Here is a 21,778-nt window from a genome sequence, read left to right on the forward strand (position 1 = left end):
ATGATCGGAATGGACCGCCACACCGGGCAGCCTATCTCGGGCCTTGATCACCTGCTGCAGTCCATTGAAGACATTTTAACCACGCCTCTGGGGTCGCGGCTGATGCTTCCCGAGTACGGCAGCACGATCCGCCGCTTTGTCGATTTGCCCGTTTCTGAGGGCTGGAAAAGCGCCGTACAGGCCGAAGCCGCCCGAGCCTTGAAACGCTGGGAGCCGCGTCTGGAGCTGACCCGAGTTCAAGTCGTGTCCGCGCTGAGCGGGCGTATCACCTTTCGCCTGTCGGGCACCTATCTGGGCGACAGCAAGCTATTGGACGTGACTGTATGAGCACACTGGACCTGTCCCGATTACCGGCGCCGACTGTGTTGGAATCACTGGATTTTGAGACGTTGTATCAGGAGGCACTGACCGAGTTTCGCGACTTGATGGGTAAAAACTGGTCGGCTCCGCTGGAGTCTGATCCGGTGGTCAAACTGCTGGAAAAACGCGCCTACGACAAGATGATGGAAAGGGCGCGGATCAACGACGCGGCCAAGGCGCTGCTGTTGGCGTTTGCCCGGGGCAGTGATGTGGATCATCTGGCGGCCAACTACAACGTCAAGCGCTTGACTGTGGTCGAGGCTGATCCCACTGCAGTGCCGCCGATCGAGGCGCAATACGAGTCGGACGATTCTCTGGTCGAGCGCACGTTGCTGGCCTTTGAGGGCATGTCGATCGCGGGGCCCCGGGATGCTTACGTGTTTCATGCGCTGTCAGCGGACGGTCGGGTGGCGGATGCCCGGGCCAGCAGCCCAAGCCCGGCCACGGTGCTGGTCAGCATTTTGAGCCGTCTGGGCAACGGTCAGGCCTCGGCGGACTTGCTGGAAAAGGTGCGGGTTGCGCTCAGCGATGAGGACGTGCGACCGGTGGGTGATCGGCTCCTGGTGCAGTCGGCTGAACTGATCGACTACGAAATCGAGGCGGTCTTGTACCTCTATCCGGGGCCGGAGATGGAGTTGAGCTTGGCCGAGGCAAACGCTTCGCTGGTGCGCTATGTGAACACGCAGCGTCGCCTAGGCCGGGACATTCGCCATTCGGCCATTCATGCCGCGCTGCATGTGTCGCGTGTGCAGCGGGTCGAGCTGATTCATCCGGCGGAAGATGTGGTGGTGCTCGATCACCAAGCGGCCAACTGCACCAAGGCCAGCGTAAGAATCGGTGGCACCGATGAGTGATACCAGCCTGCTGCCGTCCAATCGAACGCCGCTGGAACAGGCGCTTGCGCAGCTTTCGACGGGTGATGTTGAGTTGGCCAACGTGCTGCGCCAAGTCCACTCGGTCGAGAACTGCCCGGCGGCGCTGCTGCCGTGGCTGGCCATCCAGCGCAGCGTCGATCGCTGGGACCCGGAATGGTCTGAGGCGATCAAGCGCAAGGTGACCAAGGATTCGTTCGAGGTTCACAAGCGCAAAGGCACCGTGGGCGCGCTGCGTCGGGTGGTCGAGCCGTTTGCGGACATTCTGGAGATTGTCGAATGGCACGAGCTGGAACCGATGGGCGTACCCGGCACGTTCACCATGAGCCTAGCCCTGTTCGACAGCGGCCTGAGCGACACGGCTATTGCCGAGCTGGAACGGATGATCAACGACACCAAGCCGCTCAGTCGGCATCTGGTGGGTCTGAGCATCACCTATAGCCCGAACGGCAGTTACTACGTCGGCGCCGGTATTTCTTCGGGTGACGAGGTGACTATTTCCTCACCTGAACTGTGGTCTGACGACCTCGACCTGATCAACCTGGAGCTGTCGGCCAATGACCTCCATTACTTCGCCAACTTCGCCTTACCGGGCCTGATGAGGGTTACATGAGCGAGCTTACCGACCGCCAACGCGCTGCCATTGAGAAGTTTGAAGCGGCGGCGCAAGTGGCCAGCGACATCGTCAATAAGCCAGCGGATACCACTGTTGAAACCGGATCCGGGCCGTCCCCCACGTTCCTGGCACTGGCCAAGATGATCACCGACTTGACCGGTGGCCTGTTGCTGCCGCGCAAGCAGACGATCGTGTCAGCCGGTGCCGCGCTGGCTTTGGACGTGGCCTACACCCGCGGCGTGTCGTTCTTCGACGTGACGCTGGATAAGCCGCAATGCGCGCTCAGCTTTCTGAATGCCGATGTACCTGCGGGTTATATGTGGTCATTCACGATTCGCCTGCGCCAAGGCACCGGAGCGAACAAAGTCACGTTCCCGGCCAGTGTTCACTGGTCGAGCAATCGCCCGCCAGTACTGGCCTACGAGGCTGGCACGGCGGATCTGCTGACGTTTATCTCAGACGATAACGGCTGGCTGGGTTTAACCGATGGGAGTTGGTTCGATGTTTCCGTCACCGCTTAACAGTCGTCTCCCGGCCAGTAACAAAACCGGCCTGAACAATGCGCTAAGCATGATTGAAGGCCATCACCGTTTTCTCAAGCGCAACACCGGCGACACAGACGACGCCACGCTGCAGCACTATGCGCAGAACCTGCAGGGCGTGCTGGCCAACAATCGGCACTTTATCGCGCACTCGCAAATGGAGTACCAGCCCAACGGCGACGGCACTACCGAAGGGCAAGCGCTGCATATTCTCGGCTATGCCCATGCGTATCTCGCGACCAAGGATCAGCGCTTTCTGGATGCTGCGGTGTGGCACTGGGAGGCCTACGAGGCGTATTTCTACGCGGGGCAGCCAATCCCCGAGACGCCACAGCGACGGATTGCCAACTGGATCGTTAACTCAAAAGAGCCGGTGCTGGCCAACTGGCCGATCGATGCGACCGAGCCCACGCACAGCGGGTTCAAAGGCGTGCCGTTAGAATTCACAAACGGCGCCTTGAGCATCCCACACGGCGAACCGCACTGGGGTGAGTACCTGGACAAGGCCACCTTTGCCTTTGACGGCGCATTGGCTTGGGAGGCGATCAACGCCACGGTGCAGGCAGTCAAAGAAGACGGTTCGATTGACTGGGACAAGACGGGCAGTCAGTTCGATGTGGACTGGATCATCGCGTGGACCGGGCAAAAGATTAACGCCGATGGCGACGTGCTCTCCGAAGGCCATACCCTGGAAGAGCGCGGCCAATTACAACTGAAGAGCATCACACTCAACGGTGTGCACAAACTCAATTATGCGACCCGGCAACCCGTTGAACACGGCGGCTACTTGATCCCGCGTAATGCCGTCCAGCACAACCGACCGTTACATGTCCCGCTGCTGGGCAGCGTCAACCAGATGGGCAACGCGGCGGACGGTGAGCAGTGGTACATGGATGCCTGTTACATGCTCTGGCGAATCACGGGCGAAACCCGCTACAAAAAGGCGATGGACGCCTGCCGGTTTACCGCGCACGAGTACACGCAGATCGACTCAAGCGACCGTTTCTTTCGTCAGAGCCGCACCGAACTGACGCCTTACACGGACGGTATCGCCTACCAGTTCAGCTATCCAAGTGATGCGGCGCCGGTGATCAATCGCGATTCGATGGGTTTTATTACGGTGGACTGCGATGAGGCGGCGCAAGTGTCCCTAGAGCAGCAGGCGGTGTGGTTTCGGATCACCAAGGATTCACTGGTGCGCACCTGTTACGGCGGTGTCGACACCTTCAACGCGCCGCTCAATGCCAAGGTCGAGCTGGTGGTTTCACCGAGTAAGGCAGAGGGCTCGGGCATTCGTTACAGCTGTGCGCTGCCCAAGTCGGTTTCTAATGTCGAGGTTGTGACGCACGATATACCGCTGACCAGTTTCACCAGGCTGACCAAGGATGACGGTTCTGAGTACATCATGGCTGACCTACGGGCGGTCTCGCACTCGGACGATATCGTTTCGCAGGAAGGCTACGAGCCGGGGATTTTTGAAGGGCGCGGCGGCAACGTGGTCAGCTCGTTGTTCCCCACCGATGACGGCTGGTACAGCGTCGGGCACTGGTTGTTGCCGACCGAGAAGGCGCCGCTGCAGAGCATCACCTACCGCGCGGACGGTAATTTCAATCTGCGCATTGTCGATGATGACGGTTGGCGGTGGTGGTGGATGTTGCCCGCCACGGCAGGGGCTTGGGTCACATTACCTCTACGACCAGAGGATGCCACGCTGTCGGGCTACCAGCCTGGGGCGGCAGATCGCCCTGATCCGGCCGCGCCGGTTTATACCGAGCTGAACGGCTTTTCAATCCTGATGGATGACAGCTCAGACACCAACCTGACGTTCTCGTATTACTGCATCAATGACGTGCCGCCAGCCTTCGCGGCTGAGGACGGCTACACCCTCAACTACCGGCTAACGGTCAAGGGGCAGGCCAAATTCCGGGCGCTGGTGGGCGATTGCACCATCCTGAAGTACCGGGACGACTCTCTGGCGTACTGCCCGGGAGTGATTCCGTTTTCCAACATCTACGCCGAGGGCACTGACCAGATCGGTGCTTGGCACGGCATGCCGTACCCGGGCTATCAGTACCCACTGATTTACTGCATCGACCCGCTCAATGAATACGGGCCGAGGCTCAATCAGATGGTCGAGTTCCTGTATGACTCTCAGCAGTGGTACGCGCAGAAATTCGGTCAGCTTGGCCCGGGCGCCTCGGCCTATGTGTGGAACCGCTGGGACAACTACAAGTACGGCGATCCGGATACCTGGACCATGTACCACTGGGGCACGGGGACTGCGTGGAGTGGCTACCAACCCAGGGCAATGATGGGCGCGTGCCGTGCGTGGTACGAACTGGTCAGTCAGGGCAGGGCGGTACCGCCAAAGCTCAAGGCCTACGCGGAAAACTGGCTGGCCTGGTTGATCACTTTCACCAAGGCTTCGAGCGGGATCTTACCCACCGACTTTCCCATGACCGGCGTGCCGCAACCGGATCCTGATGACTTCACCGGCCATATGACCGGACTGTGGTTGTCGGGCGCCTGCCTGGCGGGGTTGGCGGGCTGTCAGGTGGCGGGGCTGGACGAGCTGATTGAGAACTGCGTCACAGAATTGCAGAGCCACTACGTAGTCACGCCGGTACCGGGCCAGCCCATGAACGGCAGTTGGTCGCCTGCAGTACGACTGGGCACGGATAACGGCATGTTCTTCGGTTTTTGGGCTGGGGAGATTTTGCGCGGCCTGGGCTTGTACATCCTGTACCGCAACCTTGGCCCCGGGGCGAATATCTACGGCGCTCCCATGCCGGTGTAACTTAATTAATAGGCACATTCATGGCAGAGCAAAACACGCTGTATATCGCCATGCTGACGGATGTTGGCGCGGCGCAACAAGCCAAGGCGATCGCAAACGGCACGCCCTGGAACATCACCCATATGGGCGTTGGCGACGGTAACGGCATAACCCCTATCCCGTCGAAGCTGCAGAAAAAACTGATCAACGAAAACGTGCGTCTCAAACTGAACCGTCTGACGGTCCGCGCGGACCGCCCGGTGATCAGTGCCGAGCTTATTCTGCCGCCAGATATTGGCGGCTGGTGGGTGCGTGAGGTTGGGTTGTATGACTCAACAGGCGCCCTGGTGGCGGCGGCCAGTTATCCGGCCACCTACAAACCGACACTGGCTCAGGGCACTGGGCGCACCCAAGGTATCCGCCTGCAGATCCTTGTCAGCAGCACGGCCAACATCACGATCCAAGATGACCCGACACTGGTGACTGCGACCCTTTCGACCGTGCGCGAAGAGATCGAAAAGGGAGAGGCGGGCAGTGCCGTTAAGCTGAAGACGGCACGCAAGATTTCAGTAACGGGCGATGCAACAGGCGAGGCTCAGTTTGATGGGTCGTCCAATGCAGGTATTGCGCTGACACTTGCGGATACAGGGGTGAAGGCGGGTACTTACCCCAAGGTCACGATCAACTCAAAAGGATTGGTTGTTGGTGTTAGTACACTCATTCAGAGCGATATCCCCGCTCTGGATGCAGCCAAAATCACCACTGGCACCTTGAGCCGCCCGACCTCGGCCAACGCCGGTACGGCGACCAAGTTGCTGAATGGCCGGGCGTTGACCTTCAGCGGCGGCGCCACAGGTATCGGCTGGTTCGACGGCAATAGCGACCTGAACATCCAACTGGCCTTGGCTGCGTTCGATGCCAGCAAGGTTGGCAGCGGCATTTTGCCGATCGTGCGAGGGGGCACTGGCGGAGGTACACCCGCGACGGCACGGGCTGCGTTGGGGGCGGGTGTGCCGTCGAGCCTGTATCACGACCCAGCCGGGTTCTGGTGGGACAAGGACACCGGTTTTTTTGTGCAGTGGGGGGCATCGAGATTTGGCGATCAGCCCGGGCTTGCCGCTGTTCGCCCGTTTAAATTCGCTTATGAGTTCGATACGCCGCCTTTTATGGTCATTCCAACGGTGACGGAGATTTTTGGGGGTGCTGTTTCGGCGGCGACGGTGACTTGCGCGCTGATGGAGAAGGATCTGACAGCGTCAGGTTTTAGCCTGTCATTTATGGAGTACACCAGTCTTGTGCAGAACCACGGTGTGCGCTGGATTGCGATCGGGTATCGCATCACACCCATGTAGCTAATGAAGTTTCAGATGTACCGCAACCGCCTATAGGGCGGTTTTTTCGTGTCTATGGAGAAAACCATGAGTCTTACCGACTTCTTTCACGGCATTACCGTGTCGCTGGTCGAGACCGGCGCCCGTGTTATCGCGCTGCCTTCGTCCTCGATCATTGGCCTGGTCGACACCTTTACCCCAGGGCTGGGTCTGGCAGCGTCCAATGTGCCCACTTTGCTGACCCGTGAGAGCGAAGCGGTGGCCGCGTTCGGTGCTGACTCGGCTTTGACCCAGGCGTGCAAGGCGATCTTTAACCAGACGGCGGCGGCCATCGTGGCAGTGGGTGTGCCAGCGGACACCGAGGCGGCTGTGCTCACCAGTGCGGTTATCGGTGGCGTGGCGGCGGACGGAAAGCGCACCGGCCTGCAAGCCCTGCTCGATGGTAAGAGCCTGTTCAACCTGCAGCCGCGGCTGATTATTGCGCCCAAACACAGCGCCACTGAAGCGGTGGCCACCGCAATGGATGTGCTGGCCGGCAAGTTGAAGGGCATCGGCATCATTGACGGGTCAAACACCACTGACGAGGCCGCGATCGCCTACGCCGAAAACTTCGGCTCCAAGCGCCTGTTTATGGTCGATCCGGCGGTTAAGCAGTGGAGCACAACGCTCAACGATGATGTGTCGGTGCCGGGTTCTGCGGTCGCTGCAGGCCTGTTTGCCCAGACTGATTCGCGCTTTGGTTTCTGGTCGTCGCCGTCGAACAAAGAGATTGCCGGTATCACCGGCACGGTGCGCCCAGTCGAGTACCTGGACGGTGACAAGACCTGCCGCGCCAACCTGCTCAACGGCGCCAATATCGCCACCATCATTCGTGACGGCGGTTATCGCCTGTGGGGCAACCGCACCCTGTCGAGCGATTCCAAGTGGGCCTTTGTCACCCGCGTGCGTACCACCGACATGGTGATGGACGCCATTCAGGCGGGCATGAAATGGGCGGTCGACCGGGGCATTACCAAAACCTACGTCAAGGACGTGACCGAGACGATCAACGCCTTTATGCGTGACCTGAAAGCTCAGGGCGCAGTGATCAACTTTGAGGTCTACCCCGACCTGGAGAAGACCACGGCGGCACAGATCGAGCAGGGCAAGGTGTATTGGACCATCCGCTTTACCGATGTGCCGCCTGCGGAAAACCCGATTTTCCAAATCGAGGTCACTAACCAGTGGCTGACTGAAGTTCTGGAAGCCTAAGGAGGCGTTCAATGATTCCGCAAACCCTGTTTAACACCAACATGTTTGTCGCAGGCATGAGCCTGCAGGGCGACGTCCCCAGCCTGAGCCTGCCCAAGGTCACGGTAAAGACCGAGGAGTATCGCGGCGGCGGTATGGATGCCTCGGTGGCAATGGACATGGGCTTGGAAAAGCTGGAGGCCAGCTTTGCCACCAACGGTATCCGCCGTGAGGTGCTGAAGTACTTCGGTGCCTTCGACCAGACCGGTTTCAATGCGTCGTTTCGTGGTGCCTTCAAGGGCCTGAAGGGCGCTACTACCGGTGTGGTAGCCACCTTGCGCGGTGGCCTGCGCGAAGTAGACCCGGGCGAGTGGTCGGCGGGTTCCAAAGCCGAGTTCAAGTACACCGTGGACGTCACCTACTACAAGCTCGAAATCGACGGGCGCGTGATGTTTGAAATCGATCCTATCAACTCTGTGCGCGTCATCGATGGCGTCGACCAACTGGCTGACGTGCGTAACGCCCTGGGCCTTTAAGGAGCAATGAACATGACCACTACCAAAAAACTGCCAAGCTGGCTCGAACTGACGGCGGAAGGTGCCACCATCACCTTGCGCAAACCGACCGAGATCAACCAGATCAAAGTTGATCGGGTCACCCTGCGCGCTCCTACCGTCAAGGATGTACAGCAGGCCACCGTCCAGTCTGGCGGTGATGCGGAAAAGCGCGAGCTGATCTTGTTCGCGTCCCTCACTGGCTCGGGCGACAAGGACATTAGCGCCATGAGCATCGTCGACTATAACCGCCTGCAGGCCGGTTATTTTCGCCTGGTCGAAGATGATGAACCTTACCCCTACCACGATTAAAGCGGCGGCCAAGTACCTGGCCCGAGAGTTTCATTTCTCGGCCAGTGAAATCGAGACCATGCCGTTTAACCGCATGCTGTGGTGGCTCACGGATTGAGCCGCCCCCTCCGTTACGCGTAACAGGGCATTCCTATGGCAAACAACATGTCGCTCGGCCTGGTGATCGGCGGAGCGGTGAGCTCGACCGTGGGCGCTGCATTTAAGGATGTGGAAAGCCGCGTCAAAAAGCTGAGCGAGCAGGGTAAGAAAGCCCGGGTACTGCAGAGCACGATCGGCGAAACCATGCGCCTGCGTGATGAGTGGAGAAAGTCTCACGCTGCAGGTGAAAAGGGTGCGCAAGCGCTGCTGAACCGGCTGGAGCGCAACCTCGGCGTATTGCGCAAGGAAGGTGTGGAGGTCGGCCGGTTGGCCAAGGAGTACGACCGCCTGGGTCGTGCCGGGCGCAGCGCTGAACTGAAGGCCAAAGGCTTTGGCCAGATTGATCAGGGCAAGAAACAAGTACGCGCGGGAGCTGCACAGGGCGTGGTGGCCACCGGCATGGTGGCCGTGACGGCCAAGGTCAGCGCCGATTATCAGGCGATCATCCGGGACATTGCGATCAAGGCCGGTGTGGCGCGCACAGCCCAAGAAGGCGACATGTCGCGCGGCATCATCAAGACGTCGAACGATATCGGTATGGGTCGCAACGAAGTGGCCGATGTGGTTAACCAGTTGGTCGGCGCGGGGATGGATCTGAAGCAGGCGATGAAGTTTGCGCCGGTGGCGGCCAAGTTCGTCGTGGGCCAGGGTTCCAGCGGCGTCGATACCGCCAAGATGATCCAGGCGCTGCAGAGTAACGCCAATATCACCGATCCCAAGGTGCTGGAAAAGGCGCTGGAGGCGGTGGCGTTCCAAGGCCAGGCGGGCAGCTTTGAAGCCAGCGACATGGCGCGCTGGTTTCCGCAGTTGTTGGCGAGTATGCAGAAACAGGGCATCACCGGCATGGATGCGGTGACGCAGCTGGGGGCAATGCTCCAGGTGCAGATGAAAACGGCTGGCACTTCAGACGAGGCGGCCAACAACCTCAAAAACTGGATGGAGAAAATCGGTTCTGGCGAAGTGGTGGATGCCTATTCAAAGGCTGGCATCGACTATCAGGGGTCTCTCAACACGGGTATTCAGGGTGGCATGTCCACGCTGGAGGCCAGTTTTGGGTTGGCCAAGCGTTACATCGAAGCCACCGACCCGAAGAAAGCCGCGAAGATGGCCGAGGCCACGGCCCAGATCAGCAAAGAGGCGAACCCGGAAAAGGCCAAGGCCATGCTCAGCAGCTTGGAGCAGGCCCTGCGCACCGGCGATATCTTTGCCGATATGCAGGTTAAGTCAGCGCTGACGGCCTATGTGCAGAACAAGGCGCTCTACGAGCAGCTTAAAAACGATGCGGCCAGCGCCTCGGGAATCCTCGACAAGAACCTGGCTGAACGACGTGACACCTCGTCTCAGAAGTGGGCCGAGATGTTTCAGGCAGGCAATGACGCCATGCGCAGCGTGGGAGATGCCATTCGGCCGGTCACGGATGCAGTGGCTACCGGGCTGACTACGGTAGTCAAGGGCATCACCAAACTGTCGGACGAGTCACCCAAGCTGGTGATGGGGCTGACGGCGCTGGCCACCGGTGCCAGCGTCGTGACCAGTCTGCTGGGTGCGCTCAAGATCGGCCGGGGTCTGGTCAATCTGGCCCGAGGCGGATTGGGCGGGGGTAGCGGTGCAGGTCGGGCCGGTGTGCAATCGGTCTTTGTGACCAACGCGAAGGATGCACTGGGCGGAGGTGAAGATGACGGCAAGGGGGACGCGGTCAAATCGCTGGTCTCGTCGGGACTCAATGCGTTGCTGGGCCGTAAGGACGAGGGCAAGGAAGGTGAAGATACTCCGGATACCAAGCTGGATCCGGTCGAGACTGGTCTGAAACTGCTCGATGTAATTCGGGATGCCAAGAACGGTGACGATGGTGAAGGCTCCGAGCCGCAGAAGGTGTTTGTGGTCAATGCCCGCGACATTGGCGGTGGTCCTGGTGGCGGTCGCGGCGGGCGTCGATCGCGGCGCCGAGGGCCGCCCCGTCCACCGACACCCCCACCTGTGCCGCCGCGTTTGGGCGATCGGTTGATGAATGCGGTGGGAACAATCAGTAAGGCCGGGAAAGCCATCCCTGCCGGCACAGTGTTTGAGGCCGGTATCAAGGCTTTCGACACTTACACCACAGCCAAGACCGCCCAAGAGAAAGCCGAAGGCTACGGCGGTGCGGCCGGTGGTTTGGCTGGGTCGGTAGCCGGTGCTGCAGCGGGCGCCGCGATTGGTTCCGTGGTGCCGATCATTGGCACGGCGGTGGGTGGTCTGGTTGGCGCGTTCCTGGGAGGCATGGGCGGCGATGCCGTGGGCGGCATGTTCGGCAGGTCGTCGTTTGCCAAATCGCTGTTCGGCAACGATGCAGAACCGGGGGATGTGGTGCGCTCGATGTCGGCTCGGTCCGGCCGTTCAGAATCCCCATCGCCGTTGATGCTCAAGCTCGATCCCAAGCCAGCAATGGTCGATCAGAAAATCACCTTCTCCCCGCATATGCCCATCACCGTACAGGGTGATGTCAAAGATCCGGATGAGTTCATGCGCAAGCTGCAGCCGATGATGCAGGTCCAGTTTCAGGACTTCGCCCGGCAGATGGAAGACGACGCCCGCCGGGCCAATGACCGCAAGTTATACGACGCCCCACATATCGGGTAAGGAGGTGATATGCCCTATATGGAGCAGATGCAAAGCACGCTCAGTTACTTGGCCACGGCCGGGGAGGCTGGGCGGCGAAGTCTGGATGGGATGATGGGCCCGGTAAACGGGGCGATCAGTGAAATCACCGGCGCGGCCTCGGAGTTGGAGACCCTGCCGGTGATTGGCCCGTTGGTTGGGGAAAAGCTGCAGCGGGTCATGCGTGGTATCAGCGCCGCACAGTCCAAGGTGGGTTCGGTGATCGCGGTTTATAACCAAGCCACCCGCGCGGCTTCGCAGATCGAGCAGCGTCTGGGAGTGTTTGGCGAGCAGGCCACCCGGGCTAAAAATGCGATCAACCAGATTGCGGGCCAGATCAATCCCGCGCTGGGCAACATCCTGCCCACCAGCGTGTTTGCGACTGATAACACCCCAGCCGTGGAGGCGGTTAAGCCGTTTCCGCACCTGCTGATTTTGCAGCCGCACAAGCATGAGGCGCCGCCGTACTACTTCAACCTGGACACGGCGGCCTTTGAGGAACTGAACCGGCAGAGCGGTTTCCGCTGGGCCTCACAAGAGCGCTTGATGCGCCGTCCGGCACAGCAGGCGGTGGGCATGGGGGACGACAAAATCACCCTCAAGGGCTCGATCTTTCCCGGGCATCGAGGTGGCCTCAAGCAACTGGACACCCTGCGCAGCATCGGCGGGTTGTTGGTGCCTTTGGGCCTGACCACGGGCTATGGCTACGTCCTGGGGGATTGGTGCCTGACCTCGATCACCGAGGATCAGACCGCGTTCCTGCAGGGTGGTATCCCACGCAAGCAGGCCTTTAGTTTGGAGTTTGTCCGTTATGGCGATGACCTGCAGAACACTTGAGGGCGACAAGCTCTACACCATTTGCCAGAACGCCTATGGCCACCTCAATGGCAGCGTTGAGGCGGTGCTGGAAGCTAATCCCGGGCTGGCCGCCGAACCGGAGCCGTATCGCGGCGGCGTGCTGATCGTGCTGCCGGACTTGCCGCTGGCCAGCGATGATCAGGCCGTCCAGCTCTGGAGCTGATCGTTACGCGTAACGCGTCTTTAAAACCTGAGCCCCGCCTTTGTGCGGGGCTTTTTGTTGGAGCTGGATATGACCCCCGTTTTTCGCATCGTCGCCGATGGCAGCGATATCACCCGCATGATCAATGACCGGCTATTGCTGTTGCGCACCTCGGACAAGCCCGGGATGGAGTCGGACGAGTTTGAGTTGCGCATTGATGACCGGGACAGCACCGTGACGTTGCCGTCTCGGGGTGCCAGCATCGAAATCTATCTGGGCTATGCCGAGTCGACCTTGTCCCGGGAGGGCCGATACGTTGTCGATAAGGTCGAAGTCTCCGGCCCTCCGGATACCTTAGTGATACGCGGCAAGGCTAGCGATATGCGCGGCAGCGGCAAGACCACCCGTAGCGGTAGCTGGGAGGGCGACAGCTTGGCCACCATCGTCAGCACCGTGGCGCGGCGTAACGGTTGGGAGCCTGCCTGTACGGTGGCTACGATCGTGCCCCGGGCTGACCAGTTGGGCGAGTCGGACTTTAACTTTATTACCCGCTTGGCCCGGCAGCACGACTGCACGGCCAAGGTCGCTGACGGCAAATTGATCGTTATGCCACGTCAGGGTGGTGTCACGGCCAGCGGCAAGACGCTGGGCGTCGTCACCATCAACAAAACGGACGTCAGCCGTTACAGCTTTAGTCTGGGCGACCTCTCGACCCACAAGGCCGTCAGAACCAAGTACCAGGACAAAGCCACCGGCAAACTGGCGGTGGTCAATCTGAACAACGACGACGCCCCGGATGGCCTGCCGCCGGTGCATACCGATCGGCATATTCACCCGAACAAGACCGCCGCCGAGCAGGCCGCTAAGGCGCGCCTGGCCGCATTCAACCGCTCGACTGCAGGTGTGCGGCTGGAAATGCCCGGGCGCTCTGATCTGTTCGCAGAACGGATGATCAACGCGCAGGGGTTCAAGGACGGGCTTGATGGCGAGTATCTGGTGGACTCCAGGGAGCAGGTATTCACCCAGTCCGGCTGGTCGACGACGATCGAGTGCAACGCTGGCAAGAAGGGCAAGGCCAAGGCCAAGGCCAAAGGCAAGAAGCCCGCTAAGACGCTGAAAATCGTTCAGCTCTAACCCAATCAAATCTAAATCTAGCCCGCCTTGTGCGGGCTTTTTCGTGAGGGCAATTTATGTCGATTACCCAGCAACAACTGCTGCAGATCCTTCCCAATGCTGGCCAGTCAGTTGGCGTTTATGTGCCGGTACTCAATGCCGCGATGGGGCATTACCAGATTGTTGGAACGAAGCGCGTAGCCGCGTTTATCGCCCAGATTGGGCACGAGTCCGGCCAGCTCAAATACGTTAAGGAAATCTGGGGCCCAACGTCTGTCCAAGCCAAATACGAAGACCGCAAAGACCTGGGCAACACCGTGGCCGGTGACGGCTCCAAGTACCGGGGCCGTGGCCTGATCCAGATCACCGGCCGGGCCAACTACATGGCGTGCGGCGAAGCGCTGGGCCTTGACCTGATCACGCAGCCCGAGCTGCTGGAGAAGCCACAGCATGCCTGCATGTCGGCAGCATGGTTCTGGGCGACCAAGGGCCTCAGTACCCTGGCTGACGCAGGCCAGTTCGACAAGATCACCCGGCGCATCAACGGTGGCCAGAACGGCGCGGCCGATCGGCAGGCGCTACACGCCCGGGCGCTCAAGGTGTTGGCGTGAAGATCGATGGGGTGAAGTGGGGCGGGGGGCTGCTGATCATCCTGGCCCTGATGGCGTGCAGCGCCTGGACAGCATGGGCGTGGCAGGCCAACGCCTACGGCCAGCAACTGGCCGCCAAGGAAGCCGCCCACCAAACAGAGCGCACCAATATGGCAAATGCCAACTCAGCACAAATTCTGGTGGAGCAGGGCAAGCGCCTCGCCCTGGAACAGTGGTTGGCAGCCAGCGACCAATCCCATTACCGAGCCCTTACTAATGAGAAAACGAAACAGGCACTCCTGCGTGATCGTCTTACTACTGCTGACCTGCGGCTGTCAGTCCAACTCGACGCCGCAGCAGCAACTGGTTGTGACGGAGTGCAAGCCGCCACCCGCACCGGCGGCGTGGTTCATGGCGCCCGTAGAGCCCAACTTGACCCAGCGCATGCTCAACGAATTATCGGAATCACCGGCGACGGCGATCAAGGATTGATCGCGCTGCAGGCCTGTCAGACCTATGTTGCAGGAGTGATGGCCTCTGAGTGATGGGTTTAGACCCATGGCCCGGAGTGATCGGAGTACATCTTTCAGAGAACTCAGTATTCTGGTCTTGGTTATTTAGCGGAATTCAAAAAGCTCGATGTGCAAGTTGGTTTTTGGAATATTCAGTGCTCTCATGATTTCACGAACGCTAACCAATAGGCCCTTAGGACCGCAGAAGCTGATTTGAACCTTGTCGGGTGAAGTTTTTTTAACGGCTTGACGCATTGTTTCAGCCAGTACATCAAGGCCCTTGTCATTGCTCACAAACTCGACGCCACGAGCTTGTGCCATACCGAGCAAATGTTCTGCGGGCGGGAAGGCGCGGGCGGGATTAAAGCAATATACAAGCGTAGCTTTATCCAAATTTTTTGCGCTAGGGTCTTTTAGCCAGGAAACAAATGGTGAAATGCCCACGCCTGCGCCAATCCAGATTTCACGTTCGGCTTGGGGCTGGCGTTTAAAGCGGCCATACGGGGCGTAAACATCTGCGAGCATGCCAATCTTGACCTGTTCGCTAAGTTTTTTGGTGTAATCCCCCAGTGGCCGGATCAAGAACTCGATCTGTCCACTTTCATCATTGGCGCTTGCAATGGTGAAAGGATGAGGCTCGCGCAGGCCATTTTGCTTCATTGCCAGAAAAGCAAATTGCCCAGGTCTAAAGGCAAACCCTTTGTGTACCGGAGTTAGTGTTAAGTGAAGTGTTCCGTTTTTACTCGTAACTGCGGTTACCCGATATTCTCCAGCGCGGGCGACAAAGGGGTACAGCGTTAATTTGTAGACTGCTGCAATCACACCCAATCCGCATAGTGAGGCCAGCCATACTCCGGAAGGGCTACTCAAGGTGATCGGTGATTTGAAACTGAGCCAATGCACAATTACGATCAGGAACAAGGGACCAGACAGTTTGTGCCACCAACGCCAAACGTTGTAGGGAATATTACGGTTTAAGGCGAGCAGAACAATCAAACCCAAGGCTACGTAGCTCAATTGACGTACGAGCCTGGTCCAGTACTTGGGCAGTTCCCAAATAGGTACGCTGTTCCAGACATCCAGGTTGGCCTTGAAAACAAAGTGGTAGGTGGCGAATACCAAGGCCCAGACACCTAGCCATTTGTGTGCATCATAGACTCGGTCTAAGCCACCAAAAATGTTCTCAATCACCCTCCAGCGACTCGCCATCAGGCAGGATACGGCCATGTAAACCAAGGCTGTAGCGCCGAGCACTAAACTAAGGGTCGCCGAAGTTAGCCAAGTATTGGCAGGGATCTCGATCAACAGAGTAAAGGTTGTGATTAACAATAAGCCGAGGATCCAGTGCCAGTTCTTCAACGCTTATGCTCCTTTTAGCAGCCCGAGGTATGGTTTGAGACTTAACTTTCATCTTCATTAAGAAGGTGCGTGTCTAAGACCTTAGCAGGTTGCAAAAAAGGGAGGGTGATCTCGATCAGCACCATGGCAAGTGGAGTGTGAGCCTCGTCGGTATTCGAGTGAGGTACAGATAAACACAGAGCTCGTGTCAGCCAGTCCGGCGCTGTGCCACGACTACAAGGAGTAATGCCGATGGCAGATTTTTTGATTGGTGATGTAAAACAGGTGCGTGAGCTGACTCAGCAAAGAATGGTGAATAGCCACCTCAAAGGCGGTTGGTATTGTTGAGCGCGGCCACCGCTGCATCGCTGGAAATGGATGGTCTTGTGTCGTCTACGAAACCCGGGGCGATTCAGTGTTTGCCGAAAGTAAAGCAACTTTCCTCGTTCGGCGACAAGGAAACCTAACTCAGAAAAGACCCACAGTAGGGTGATAGCGCCTTCACGAGCTTGGTGGATAACACTCTTTGCTCACTCATCTATCCCTGACTAATTCGGGCATCGAGACAGTTGAGTGACCACAGACGGTAGTTATGCACCATGGACGGAAAGCCCGATCAGCTCCAACAACCTTCCAAGCATAGCTGCTCATTTGCTGATCGCTCCGTCCACCGTATGCTCATGGCCGATTGCAGCCTTTCGTGACAGGCAGCATCCGACCCGAAGCTGCCTGTCTATAACGGTACCTGTCGCACATGGCAGTGTCTGTTAACAGAGACGTTGCCGCGTATCTCAAGGTCGGATGTTCTGGTATAAAAAAACCCTACCCAAGTCACGGACGACGACCATGCAAATACGCAAGATGACTCAGGAAGACCTACCGAGCGCCAATGCGCTGTGCCTAGAGGCGTTCATGCTGGCGGTTGCGCCCTCGCTGTCGGCGCAGGGCGTGGAAACCTTCGGAAAGGTGGCTGCGCAGAAGGCGTTTGCCGAACGAATGGTAAGTGACAACCTGATGCTGGTTTGCGTCGCAGAGGGAACCCTGGTCGGGCTGATCGAGCTAAAGGAAGGGCGCCATGTGGCGATGCTGTTCGTTTCGCCGGTCTGGCAGCGCAACGGCGTTGGCAAGCGCTTGGTGAATGCAGCTCTGGAGCAGGCTAGGACCAATGTAGTAACAGTCAGTGCGTCGCTGTCTTCAGTGGCCGCTTATGAACGTTACGGTTTTGCGTTGGCAGGGGAAGTGGGCGAGCTTGCCGGGCTGATCTATCAACCGATGGAGAAGCGGTTGACCATTTGAAGGGCCGCTTTCGACCCAAGCTGCCGTTCACTAAAGACTCCAAATGGCCGATTGCTGCCTGTCACGAAAGGCGGCAATCGGCCAAAAGCGGCCCTTCGCGAGGTTTTCTCTAATGACGATAGACCTACTCTAGCCAGTAGATGACCAGGGGCATATGCCAGTCTAACGGGCGTTGGTTTGCGTGGGCACACAAAAAGGCCCCCGCACCTGGTCAACGTGTGGGGGCCTTTTTGACATAAGCGGCGTTACGCGTAACGCCGCCTGCGCTTACCAGCCGGACTGGAACGGCACCTTGACCGGATCACCGGCGCCTTGCCAGCCCAGGGTGTACTTGCTGATTGTTGTACCCTCTATCGGAACGTCAGTCGCGGTCAGCAACGTCCAGCCCGCAGCTAGGTACGCATTGGCCTCAGGCAGGCTAGTGGTAACGAACAATTTCTTGGTCGCTTCAATTGACATGTGCTGCTCCTTGCGATGAATGATGACCCATTGTAACGACGGCCATCAGGGCGGAGGGTTCTTTTCAGATCAAGTTTTGTAGAAAGTCATTTTACTCTGCACGTACGTGGTTTTAGATAGCGAAAAAACGCCTATAGAGAAAACCTTATGCCCTTACTGCATCGTTATGAATCACTTCTACTTAAAAAAAACGTATGCCTATCACAGCCCTATGCGCACCGTATGAGTCAGTGCTTAGCCTTGCGGCTTCAATACTATTCGTCGCTCAGAACGCTAAATAAATTTTCGGTACTAGATGAGATCGCCCTGCTAGAAAAAACATCGACAAGTCGGCCTACGGGTACAAAAGCAGCCGAAAAATTCAGAGGCCCAATTTTAGGGCGGTTCTGGCACAAGCATTACTTTGACGCAAAGCATCTCCCCCAGAACATCTTGAACAAATGGTTCGGCGATTATGCAGTCAAGCAGGGACTGCTGAAGATGAAGCTACATGAAGTTTTGATGGTGGACGAGGATGATACAGACATGGAAAAGTACTGGGAGGCTAAGGCCAACCATGTGTCACACGCACTCGTCTACGGGGGGATTGAGGCGAGAAGAGATAGAGGCGCGTTGACAGGAGAATGGATAGTTTATTATGAGCACGCTGGACTGAATTATTACTTAGATTTAGCTGACCACAAGGAATTAGACGATCAGCAAAAACTTTTCAATCGCCTAAGGGATGAATGCGCATGGGAGTTCCCGTTTGCGTTTAACTCATCAGGTACCAGCAGCCATCCACGCTCTAACTCGTGACGTGTGCGGCTGTCTATGACCGGCGTAATCTCATGATCGCGTCAGTCAGCGCTTGTGCGTTGGTGTCCAAGGTTTCCATAGCCACGGTCGCATTAACGGCCACTTCACCTTCGCCGTTCTCCGAAAGCCATTTCGTGACCTCATCTATTGCCGCACCGATCGCATATTGATTATGCAGAAGCAATGTCAGCGCATCCGCCATGGCGATATTGGAATCTGAGTTATCGGCCATCGAGTCCTTCCTGGATTGAGGGTTTGGAAAAGCGTAGCCCAACCGGCGGGATTGGATGGCTCAACGCCTTTCTTTAGAGTCATTTTTTCGCACCAGAACTGGGCGCCAGTCCCATGTCAGTCCCATATGGCCTTTTTTCATACGCAAAAAAACCACAAACCCTCGACTTTCTCTTGGAAAATCAGTGGTTTGTGGTTTCAAAATTTGGCGGTGAAGGAGAGATTCGAGCCCACATCACAACAGACGCCCATCGCTTCCCATTCAGCATCCGCGCAGTGACTGCTTTTGGCCGATTTCTGCCAGTGACGACAGGCAGGAATCGGCCAATAGCGGTCATTGAATCGCATTTACAAAAGTGAGGGCGACTCATATGACGGCTCAGGAGTATCGCGAACAGCGCCGCCGATCGTCTTTGAAAAAGCCGCCAAAAGCCGCAGCCTTAAAGTCGATAAATTCGTCATCCGCTTGGTAGCTGACTCAATTGTGCAAGCATTAGCATGGCGCCTGGACTGGCCGCGTAAGTTGCTGACGCGCATATAGTTTCATGAGATGAGTATATGCAGCTAAACCATCACCGAATAAGGAAAATGCTGTCAATCCAGCTAGCCGCTGCCCGGGGATCAGTGGCATTAAGGTGCAGGTTTCGCATAATATCTCCAGGAATCTACAAGCACGCTATAGTCTTATCTGAACCATCCCGACTGGACTCTATTAGTTCAGAAACGTTGAATACCTGTTTGTATGGAGCAACCCATGCCTAGTAAACAACCTCAGCTAGAAGCCTTCTGCAAGCTCATAGGAATGTTAGAAACTGTTATTTTTAACGGTAGCACGGGAGGGCCTGATCGAGAGTTTTATACAGTTCCACACCCGGGAATATTCATCGACCCAAGACTTACTGACAAACCTAACAGCAAGGACATGGAGTCAGTTTCCCAACTACTCAATGGATGCTTTGGTGCATCACTACTTTACAACCCTTTAATAACAACAGTAACACAAACGTATAGCGACATCCTTGAACAGGCAGCACTGCCTGAGATGAAGTTAACAGCGGATCAAGAAAAATATTTGACCGCGAAAGAAGCAGAACTGCTCAAAATATTAGATGCCTACATGAAGTATAAGCAACGATATGATGAGATCGTCGGAGGCATTTATCGCGAGCAGGAGAATGGTGCGCCATCAAGCGTTATTTATGAGCTATACAAAAAAAGGGACCTAGCTGACATTGAGTGGAAGCGCAGAGGCTACAAAGAACAATATCAGGACCTCGAGGCTGAAGTTTCGTATTGGAGATCTGTCTCACCTCGTCGGCATTTTGCAAATCTGAAGGCTCGTTTTGACCAGCATACCGCTCAGGCAGGAACCTCTACATACCAGGCGACTTATCTGTCACCGCCTATCCAAGAGTGGAGTTCACCATATGCGGGCTGGGCTCAATTTGAGAAAATATTCAAGTACTCAGAGCTACATACCTTTTCCAAACATACATCCTGGTCAGGTTCTGTAAGTGGTAATTTCGGACTTTGGCATGCTGGAGGCGGGGCAAGTGGGTCAAATACGGAGAAATATGAAAACTCGGAAAATATCGATATAGAACTAAAATTTGAGTATCTGAGAGTGAAAATTCTTAGACCGTGGTTGATTCCTGATGTTTTCAAATATCGCTTTTGGACCTACAAAAAAGCTTTCGGCTTCCGACCAATCAGTGAAGGTTACATACCTGGATCCACATCCCCGCTAGGTCCTCAGGGGCTGATGCCGGTGCTGCCCACGGATATAGTTCTAGCGCGCAACGTATCCATTTCTGCTACCTTTTCTGAGGAGGAGAAGAAATTCGTCCAAAGCACACTATCCGGGTCGGTAAGTGGCGGATATGGTCCGTTCAGTTGTCGTGGCTCTTACTCTACGACGACAACTAAAGAGGATGTCGTAGGAAGTTTCGATGGTACCACGTTAAGAATAGCAAACCCTCAGATTATTGGTTATTTAGGTACACTGCTCCCCCGCTCACCGGATCCAGATAGACGGCTACCATGGACATCTGATGCTGATTTTGGAGATACCACAAAGCAAGATCGGAAAGCAGATGACTATCTAAAAAAAGCTAAAACACAAAGCGAAGTTGCGAATAAAATATTCGACGGGAAGAAAACACCATGAAAAAAACAGCCAGAATTCTGCTTCCATTATTATTAATGTCTGGCTGCACTTTCGATGTCAATGTCTTCGACCATAGAGGAGAGGCCGCTGAGTTCCCAACCTCAGGCAAAAGTGATTTTGCGGAACTGTATTTTAACTCAACTCCTCTATTGGCGACCGTGCGGATAATTTCGGACGGCCTGGATAACTCAATAGACAAAGATATTGGCAAGACGCCACAAACCTTTCGAATGGGCGGGAGCAATACGAGCCCATTTAATAGATCTGTTTGTGGGCGAACAATAATAGTTCTGTTCGAAAAAGAAGGCCATAAAACAGAAAAGGTCGCAACTAAAATAAACTGCTATAAAACTGAGCAACAGTCAGAGGCTAACCCAAATCTCATTAGAGCTTCTTTAAGCCCGACCTAGGTTTGATTTGTTTTGTTGTACAAGGAACTAAGCAAGTACCTTCCTGCCCTGCTAATGCAGGGCTTTTTTAAACCCCCATGAGCCCTACATTCAAACAGCTTACCTGATCCCCGTTCGGGGGAAGCGATCGCTCGTGAAGGGCTGCTTTTGGCCGACTTCGGCCATTCATCAATGGCGGCTTTGGGTCGATTTCTGCCCTTCGCGACAGGTAGAAATCGGCCAGAAGAAGTCACTCAATGCTTTACAAAAGCAGGGGGGATGCACTTCAGGTCTCCACTAAATGCGTAGAGCAACTGCTTCTTAGCGTGCCTCAGTTACACCCGCTCTTGCATGAACCCACTCGGTTATCGTTTCAAGGGCACTAGGGCCTAGGCATGACGACCTTCCGTGAGAAATCTCAGCGTGGTTAGCCAGGGCCATTCGCTGGTTAGTAGTGTGTTGTAGGGACGCTGCTGCGTGCAGAACAAGCTCTGCGGTCTCTTAAGACTTTGCCACCGAT

General features: G+C 56.6%; 22 protein-coding genes. 19 read left to right on the forward strand and 3 right to left on the reverse strand.

The features are described from left to right. The 15 genes from U5A05_RS10920 (at position 1) to U5A05_RS10990 (ending at position 14,613) form a co-directional block, all read left to right on the forward strand. Positions 1 to 327, forward strand: coding sequence for a GPW/gp25 family protein (locus U5A05_RS10920; RefSeq protein ID WP_321836360.1), 327 nt, complete (start codon positions 1 to 3; stop codon positions 325 to 327). Further along, positions 324 to 1,214: a baseplate assembly protein gene (locus U5A05_RS10925; RefSeq protein WP_321836361.1), complete on the forward strand. Its 891-nt coding sequence runs from the start codon at positions 324 to 326 to the stop codon at positions 1,212 to 1,214. Before U5A05_RS10920 ends, U5A05_RS10925 begins: the two co-directional genes overlap by 4 nt. Further along, positions 1,207 to 1,845, forward strand: coding sequence for a phage tail protein I (locus U5A05_RS10930; RefSeq protein ID WP_321836362.1), 639 nt, complete (start codon positions 1,207 to 1,209; stop codon positions 1,843 to 1,845). The genes U5A05_RS10925 and U5A05_RS10930 overlap by 8 nt, the downstream gene beginning before the upstream one ends. Further along, entirely contained in the window at positions 1,842 to 2,369 is a 528-nt protein-coding gene (locus tag U5A05_RS10935) for a hypothetical protein (RefSeq protein WP_321836363.1), read from the forward strand. The genes U5A05_RS10930 and U5A05_RS10935 overlap by 4 nt, the downstream gene beginning before the upstream one ends. Beyond that, on the forward strand, positions 2,350 to 5,187 hold the full coding sequence (locus U5A05_RS10940) for a phage tail protein (RefSeq protein ID WP_321836364.1): 2,838 nt from the start codon (positions 2,350 to 2,352) through the stop codon (positions 5,185 to 5,187). The genes U5A05_RS10935 and U5A05_RS10940 overlap by 20 nt, the downstream gene beginning before the upstream one ends. Before the next feature lie 20 nt (positions 5,188 to 5,207). Then, the gene (locus tag U5A05_RS10945; RefSeq protein WP_321836365.1) at positions 5,208 to 6,518 is read left to right on the forward strand and encodes a phage tail protein; all 1,311 of its coding nucleotides are present in this window, start codon (positions 5,208 to 5,210) and stop codon (positions 6,516 to 6,518) included. A 66-nt stretch (positions 6,519 to 6,584) separates the two neighbouring features. Continuing rightward, positions 6,585 to 7,748: a phage tail sheath family protein gene (locus U5A05_RS10950; protein ID WP_321836366.1), complete on the forward strand. Its 1,164-nt coding sequence runs from the start codon at positions 6,585 to 6,587 to the stop codon at positions 7,746 to 7,748. Between the two features lie 11 nt (positions 7,749 to 7,759). Beyond that, entirely contained in the window at positions 7,760 to 8,263 is a 504-nt protein-coding gene (locus U5A05_RS10955) for a phage major tail tube protein (protein ID WP_321836367.1), read from the forward strand. A gap of 12 nt (positions 8,264 to 8,275) precedes the next feature. Beyond that, positions 8,276 to 8,593 carry a phage tail assembly protein gene (locus U5A05_RS10960; RefSeq protein ID WP_321836368.1) on the forward strand — a complete coding sequence of 106 codons (318 nt, stop codon included), beginning with the start codon at positions 8,276 to 8,278 and terminating at the stop codon, positions 8,591 to 8,593. Between the two features lie 132 nt (positions 8,594 to 8,725). Further along, entirely contained in the window at positions 8,726 to 11,347 is a 2,622-nt protein-coding gene (locus U5A05_RS10965) for a phage tail tape measure protein (protein WP_321836369.1), read from the forward strand. Positions 11,348 to 11,356: 9 nt separating this feature from the next. Next, complete coding sequence (locus U5A05_RS10970) at positions 11,357 to 12,202, forward strand: phage tail protein (protein ID WP_321836370.1); 846 nt, start codon at positions 11,357 to 11,359, stop codon at positions 12,200 to 12,202. Continuing rightward, on the forward strand, positions 12,177 to 12,386 hold the full coding sequence (locus tag U5A05_RS10975; RefSeq protein ID WP_321836371.1) for a tail protein X: 210 nt from the start codon (positions 12,177 to 12,179) through the stop codon (positions 12,384 to 12,386). The genes U5A05_RS10970 and U5A05_RS10975 overlap by 26 nt, the downstream gene beginning before the upstream one ends. 69 nt (positions 12,387 to 12,455) lie before the next feature. Continuing rightward, the gene (locus U5A05_RS10980; protein ID WP_321836372.1) at positions 12,456 to 13,499 is read left to right on the forward strand and encodes a phage late control D family protein; all 1,044 of its coding nucleotides are present in this window, start codon (positions 12,456 to 12,458) and stop codon (positions 13,497 to 13,499) included. A gap of 56 nt (positions 13,500 to 13,555) precedes the next feature. Next, a complete protein-coding gene (locus U5A05_RS10985) occupies positions 13,556 to 14,089 on the forward strand; it encodes a glycoside hydrolase family 19 protein (RefSeq protein ID WP_321836373.1) in 534 nt (177 codons plus the stop codon). Next, positions 14,086 to 14,613 carry a lysis system spanin subunit gene (locus U5A05_RS10990; protein ID WP_321836374.1) on the forward strand — a complete coding sequence of 176 codons (528 nt, stop codon included), beginning with the start codon at positions 14,086 to 14,088 and terminating at the stop codon, positions 14,611 to 14,613. The genes U5A05_RS10985 and U5A05_RS10990 overlap by 4 nt, the downstream gene beginning before the upstream one ends. 72 nt (positions 14,614 to 14,685) lie before the next feature. Here the strand turns inward: U5A05_RS10990 and U5A05_RS10995 are convergent, their stop codons facing one another. Then, positions 14,686 to 15,939, reverse strand: a complete 1,254-nt coding sequence (locus U5A05_RS10995) for a ferredoxin reductase family protein (protein ID WP_321836375.1) — start codon at positions 15,937 to 15,939, stop codon at positions 14,686 to 14,688. 825 nt (positions 15,940 to 16,764) lie between these two features. Here U5A05_RS10995 and U5A05_RS11000 point away from each other — a divergent pair. Further along, on the forward strand, positions 16,765 to 17,214 hold the full coding sequence (locus tag U5A05_RS11000) for a GNAT family N-acetyltransferase (protein WP_196884422.1): 450 nt from the start codon (positions 16,765 to 16,767) through the stop codon (positions 17,212 to 17,214). Positions 17,215 to 17,481: 267 nt separating this feature from the next. Here the strand turns inward: U5A05_RS11000 and U5A05_RS11005 are convergent, their stop codons facing one another. After that, positions 17,482 to 17,673: a hypothetical protein gene (locus U5A05_RS11005; RefSeq protein WP_321836376.1), complete on the reverse strand. Its 192-nt coding sequence runs from the start codon at positions 17,671 to 17,673 to the stop codon at positions 17,482 to 17,484. Positions 17,674 to 17,820: 147 nt separating this feature from the next. On the opposite strand from U5A05_RS11005, the gene U5A05_RS11010 reads away from it, so the two are divergent. Beyond that, positions 17,821 to 18,471, forward strand: coding sequence for a hypothetical protein (locus tag U5A05_RS11010; RefSeq protein ID WP_321836377.1), 651 nt, complete (start codon positions 17,821 to 17,823; stop codon positions 18,469 to 18,471). A gap of 13 nt (positions 18,472 to 18,484) precedes the next feature. Here the strand turns inward: U5A05_RS11010 and U5A05_RS11015 are convergent, their stop codons facing one another. After that, positions 18,485 to 18,703, reverse strand: coding sequence for a hypothetical protein (locus U5A05_RS11015; RefSeq protein WP_321836378.1), 219 nt, complete (start codon positions 18,701 to 18,703; stop codon positions 18,485 to 18,487). Positions 18,704 to 19,456: 753 nt separating this feature from the next. Here U5A05_RS11015 and U5A05_RS11020 point away from each other — a divergent pair. After that, positions 19,457 to 20,869 carry a hypothetical protein gene (locus U5A05_RS11020; RefSeq protein WP_321836379.1) on the forward strand — a complete coding sequence of 471 codons (1,413 nt, stop codon included), beginning with the start codon at positions 19,457 to 19,459 and terminating at the stop codon, positions 20,867 to 20,869. Beyond that, positions 20,866 to 21,279, forward strand: a complete 414-nt coding sequence (locus U5A05_RS11025; protein WP_321836380.1) for a hypothetical protein — start codon at positions 20,866 to 20,868, stop codon at positions 21,277 to 21,279. The genes U5A05_RS11020 and U5A05_RS11025 overlap by 4 nt, the downstream gene beginning before the upstream one ends. The last annotated feature ends 499 nt before the right edge of the window (positions 21,280 to 21,778 follow it).

It is taken from the genome of Pseudomonas kulmbachensis, from assembly GCF_963681935.1.
GTDB classification, from domain to species: domain Bacteria; phylum Pseudomonadota; class Gammaproteobacteria; order Pseudomonadales; family Pseudomonadaceae; genus Aquipseudomonas; species Aquipseudomonas kulmbachensis.

Bases quoted from the DNA above. Each gene is read 5' to 3' on its own strand.
- U5A05_RS10945 (WP_321836365.1), top strand. From the start codon at position 5,208: ATGGCAGAGCAAAACACGCTGTATATCGCCATGCTGACGGATGTTGGC.
- U5A05_RS10930 (WP_321836362.1), top strand. From the start codon at position 1,207: ATGAGTGATACCAGCCTGCTGCCGTCCAATCGAACGCCGCTGGAACAG.
- U5A05_RS10980 (WP_321836372.1), top strand. From the start codon at position 12,456: ATGACCCCCGTTTTTCGCATCGTCGCCGATGGCAGCGATATCACCCGC.
- U5A05_RS10975 (WP_321836371.1), top strand. From the start codon at position 12,177: ATGGCGATGACCTGCAGAACACTTGAGGGCGACAAGCTCTACACCATT.
- U5A05_RS10965 (WP_321836369.1), top strand. From the start codon at position 8,726: ATGGCAAACAACATGTCGCTCGGCCTGGTGATCGGCGGAGCGGTGAGC.
- U5A05_RS11020 (WP_321836379.1), top strand. From the start codon at position 19,457: ATGCCTAGTAAACAACCTCAGCTAGAAGCCTTCTGCAAGCTCATAGGA.
- U5A05_RS10940 (WP_321836364.1), top strand. From the start codon at position 2,350: ATGTTTCCGTCACCGCTTAACAGTCGTCTCCCGGCCAGTAACAAAACC.
- U5A05_RS11010 (WP_321836377.1), top strand. From the start codon at position 17,821: ATGCCCTTACTGCATCGTTATGAATCACTTCTACTTAAAAAAAACGTA.
- U5A05_RS10955 (WP_321836367.1), top strand. From the start codon at position 7,760: ATGATTCCGCAAACCCTGTTTAACACCAACATGTTTGTCGCAGGCATG.
- U5A05_RS10920 (WP_321836360.1), top strand. From the start codon at position 1: ATGATCGGAATGGACCGCCACACCGGGCAGCCTATCTCGGGCCTTGAT.
- U5A05_RS10935 (WP_321836363.1), top strand. From the start codon at position 1,842: ATGAGCGAGCTTACCGACCGCCAACGCGCTGCCATTGAGAAGTTTGAA.
- U5A05_RS10970 (WP_321836370.1), top strand. From the start codon at position 11,357: ATGCCCTATATGGAGCAGATGCAAAGCACGCTCAGTTACTTGGCCACG.
- U5A05_RS10960 (WP_321836368.1), top strand. From the start codon at position 8,276: ATGACCACTACCAAAAAACTGCCAAGCTGGCTCGAACTGACGGCGGAA.
- U5A05_RS10985 (WP_321836373.1), top strand. From the start codon at position 13,556: ATGTCGATTACCCAGCAACAACTGCTGCAGATCCTTCCCAATGCTGGC.
- U5A05_RS10950 (WP_321836366.1), top strand. From the start codon at position 6,585: ATGAGTCTTACCGACTTCTTTCACGGCATTACCGTGTCGCTGGTCGAG.
- U5A05_RS11025 (WP_321836380.1), top strand. From the start codon at position 20,866: ATGAAAAAAACAGCCAGAATTCTGCTTCCATTATTATTAATGTCTGGC.
- U5A05_RS11005 (WP_321836376.1), bottom strand. From the start codon at position 17,673: ATGTCAATTGAAGCGACCAAGAAATTGTTCGTTACCACTAGCCTGCCT.
- U5A05_RS11015 (WP_321836378.1), bottom strand. From the start codon at position 18,703: ATGGCCGATAACTCAGATTCCAATATCGCCATGGCGGATGCGCTGACA.
- U5A05_RS11000 (WP_196884422.1), top strand. From the start codon at position 16,765: ATGCAAATACGCAAGATGACTCAGGAAGACCTACCGAGCGCCAATGCG.
- U5A05_RS10925 (WP_321836361.1), top strand. From the start codon at position 324: ATGAGCACACTGGACCTGTCCCGATTACCGGCGCCGACTGTGTTGGAA.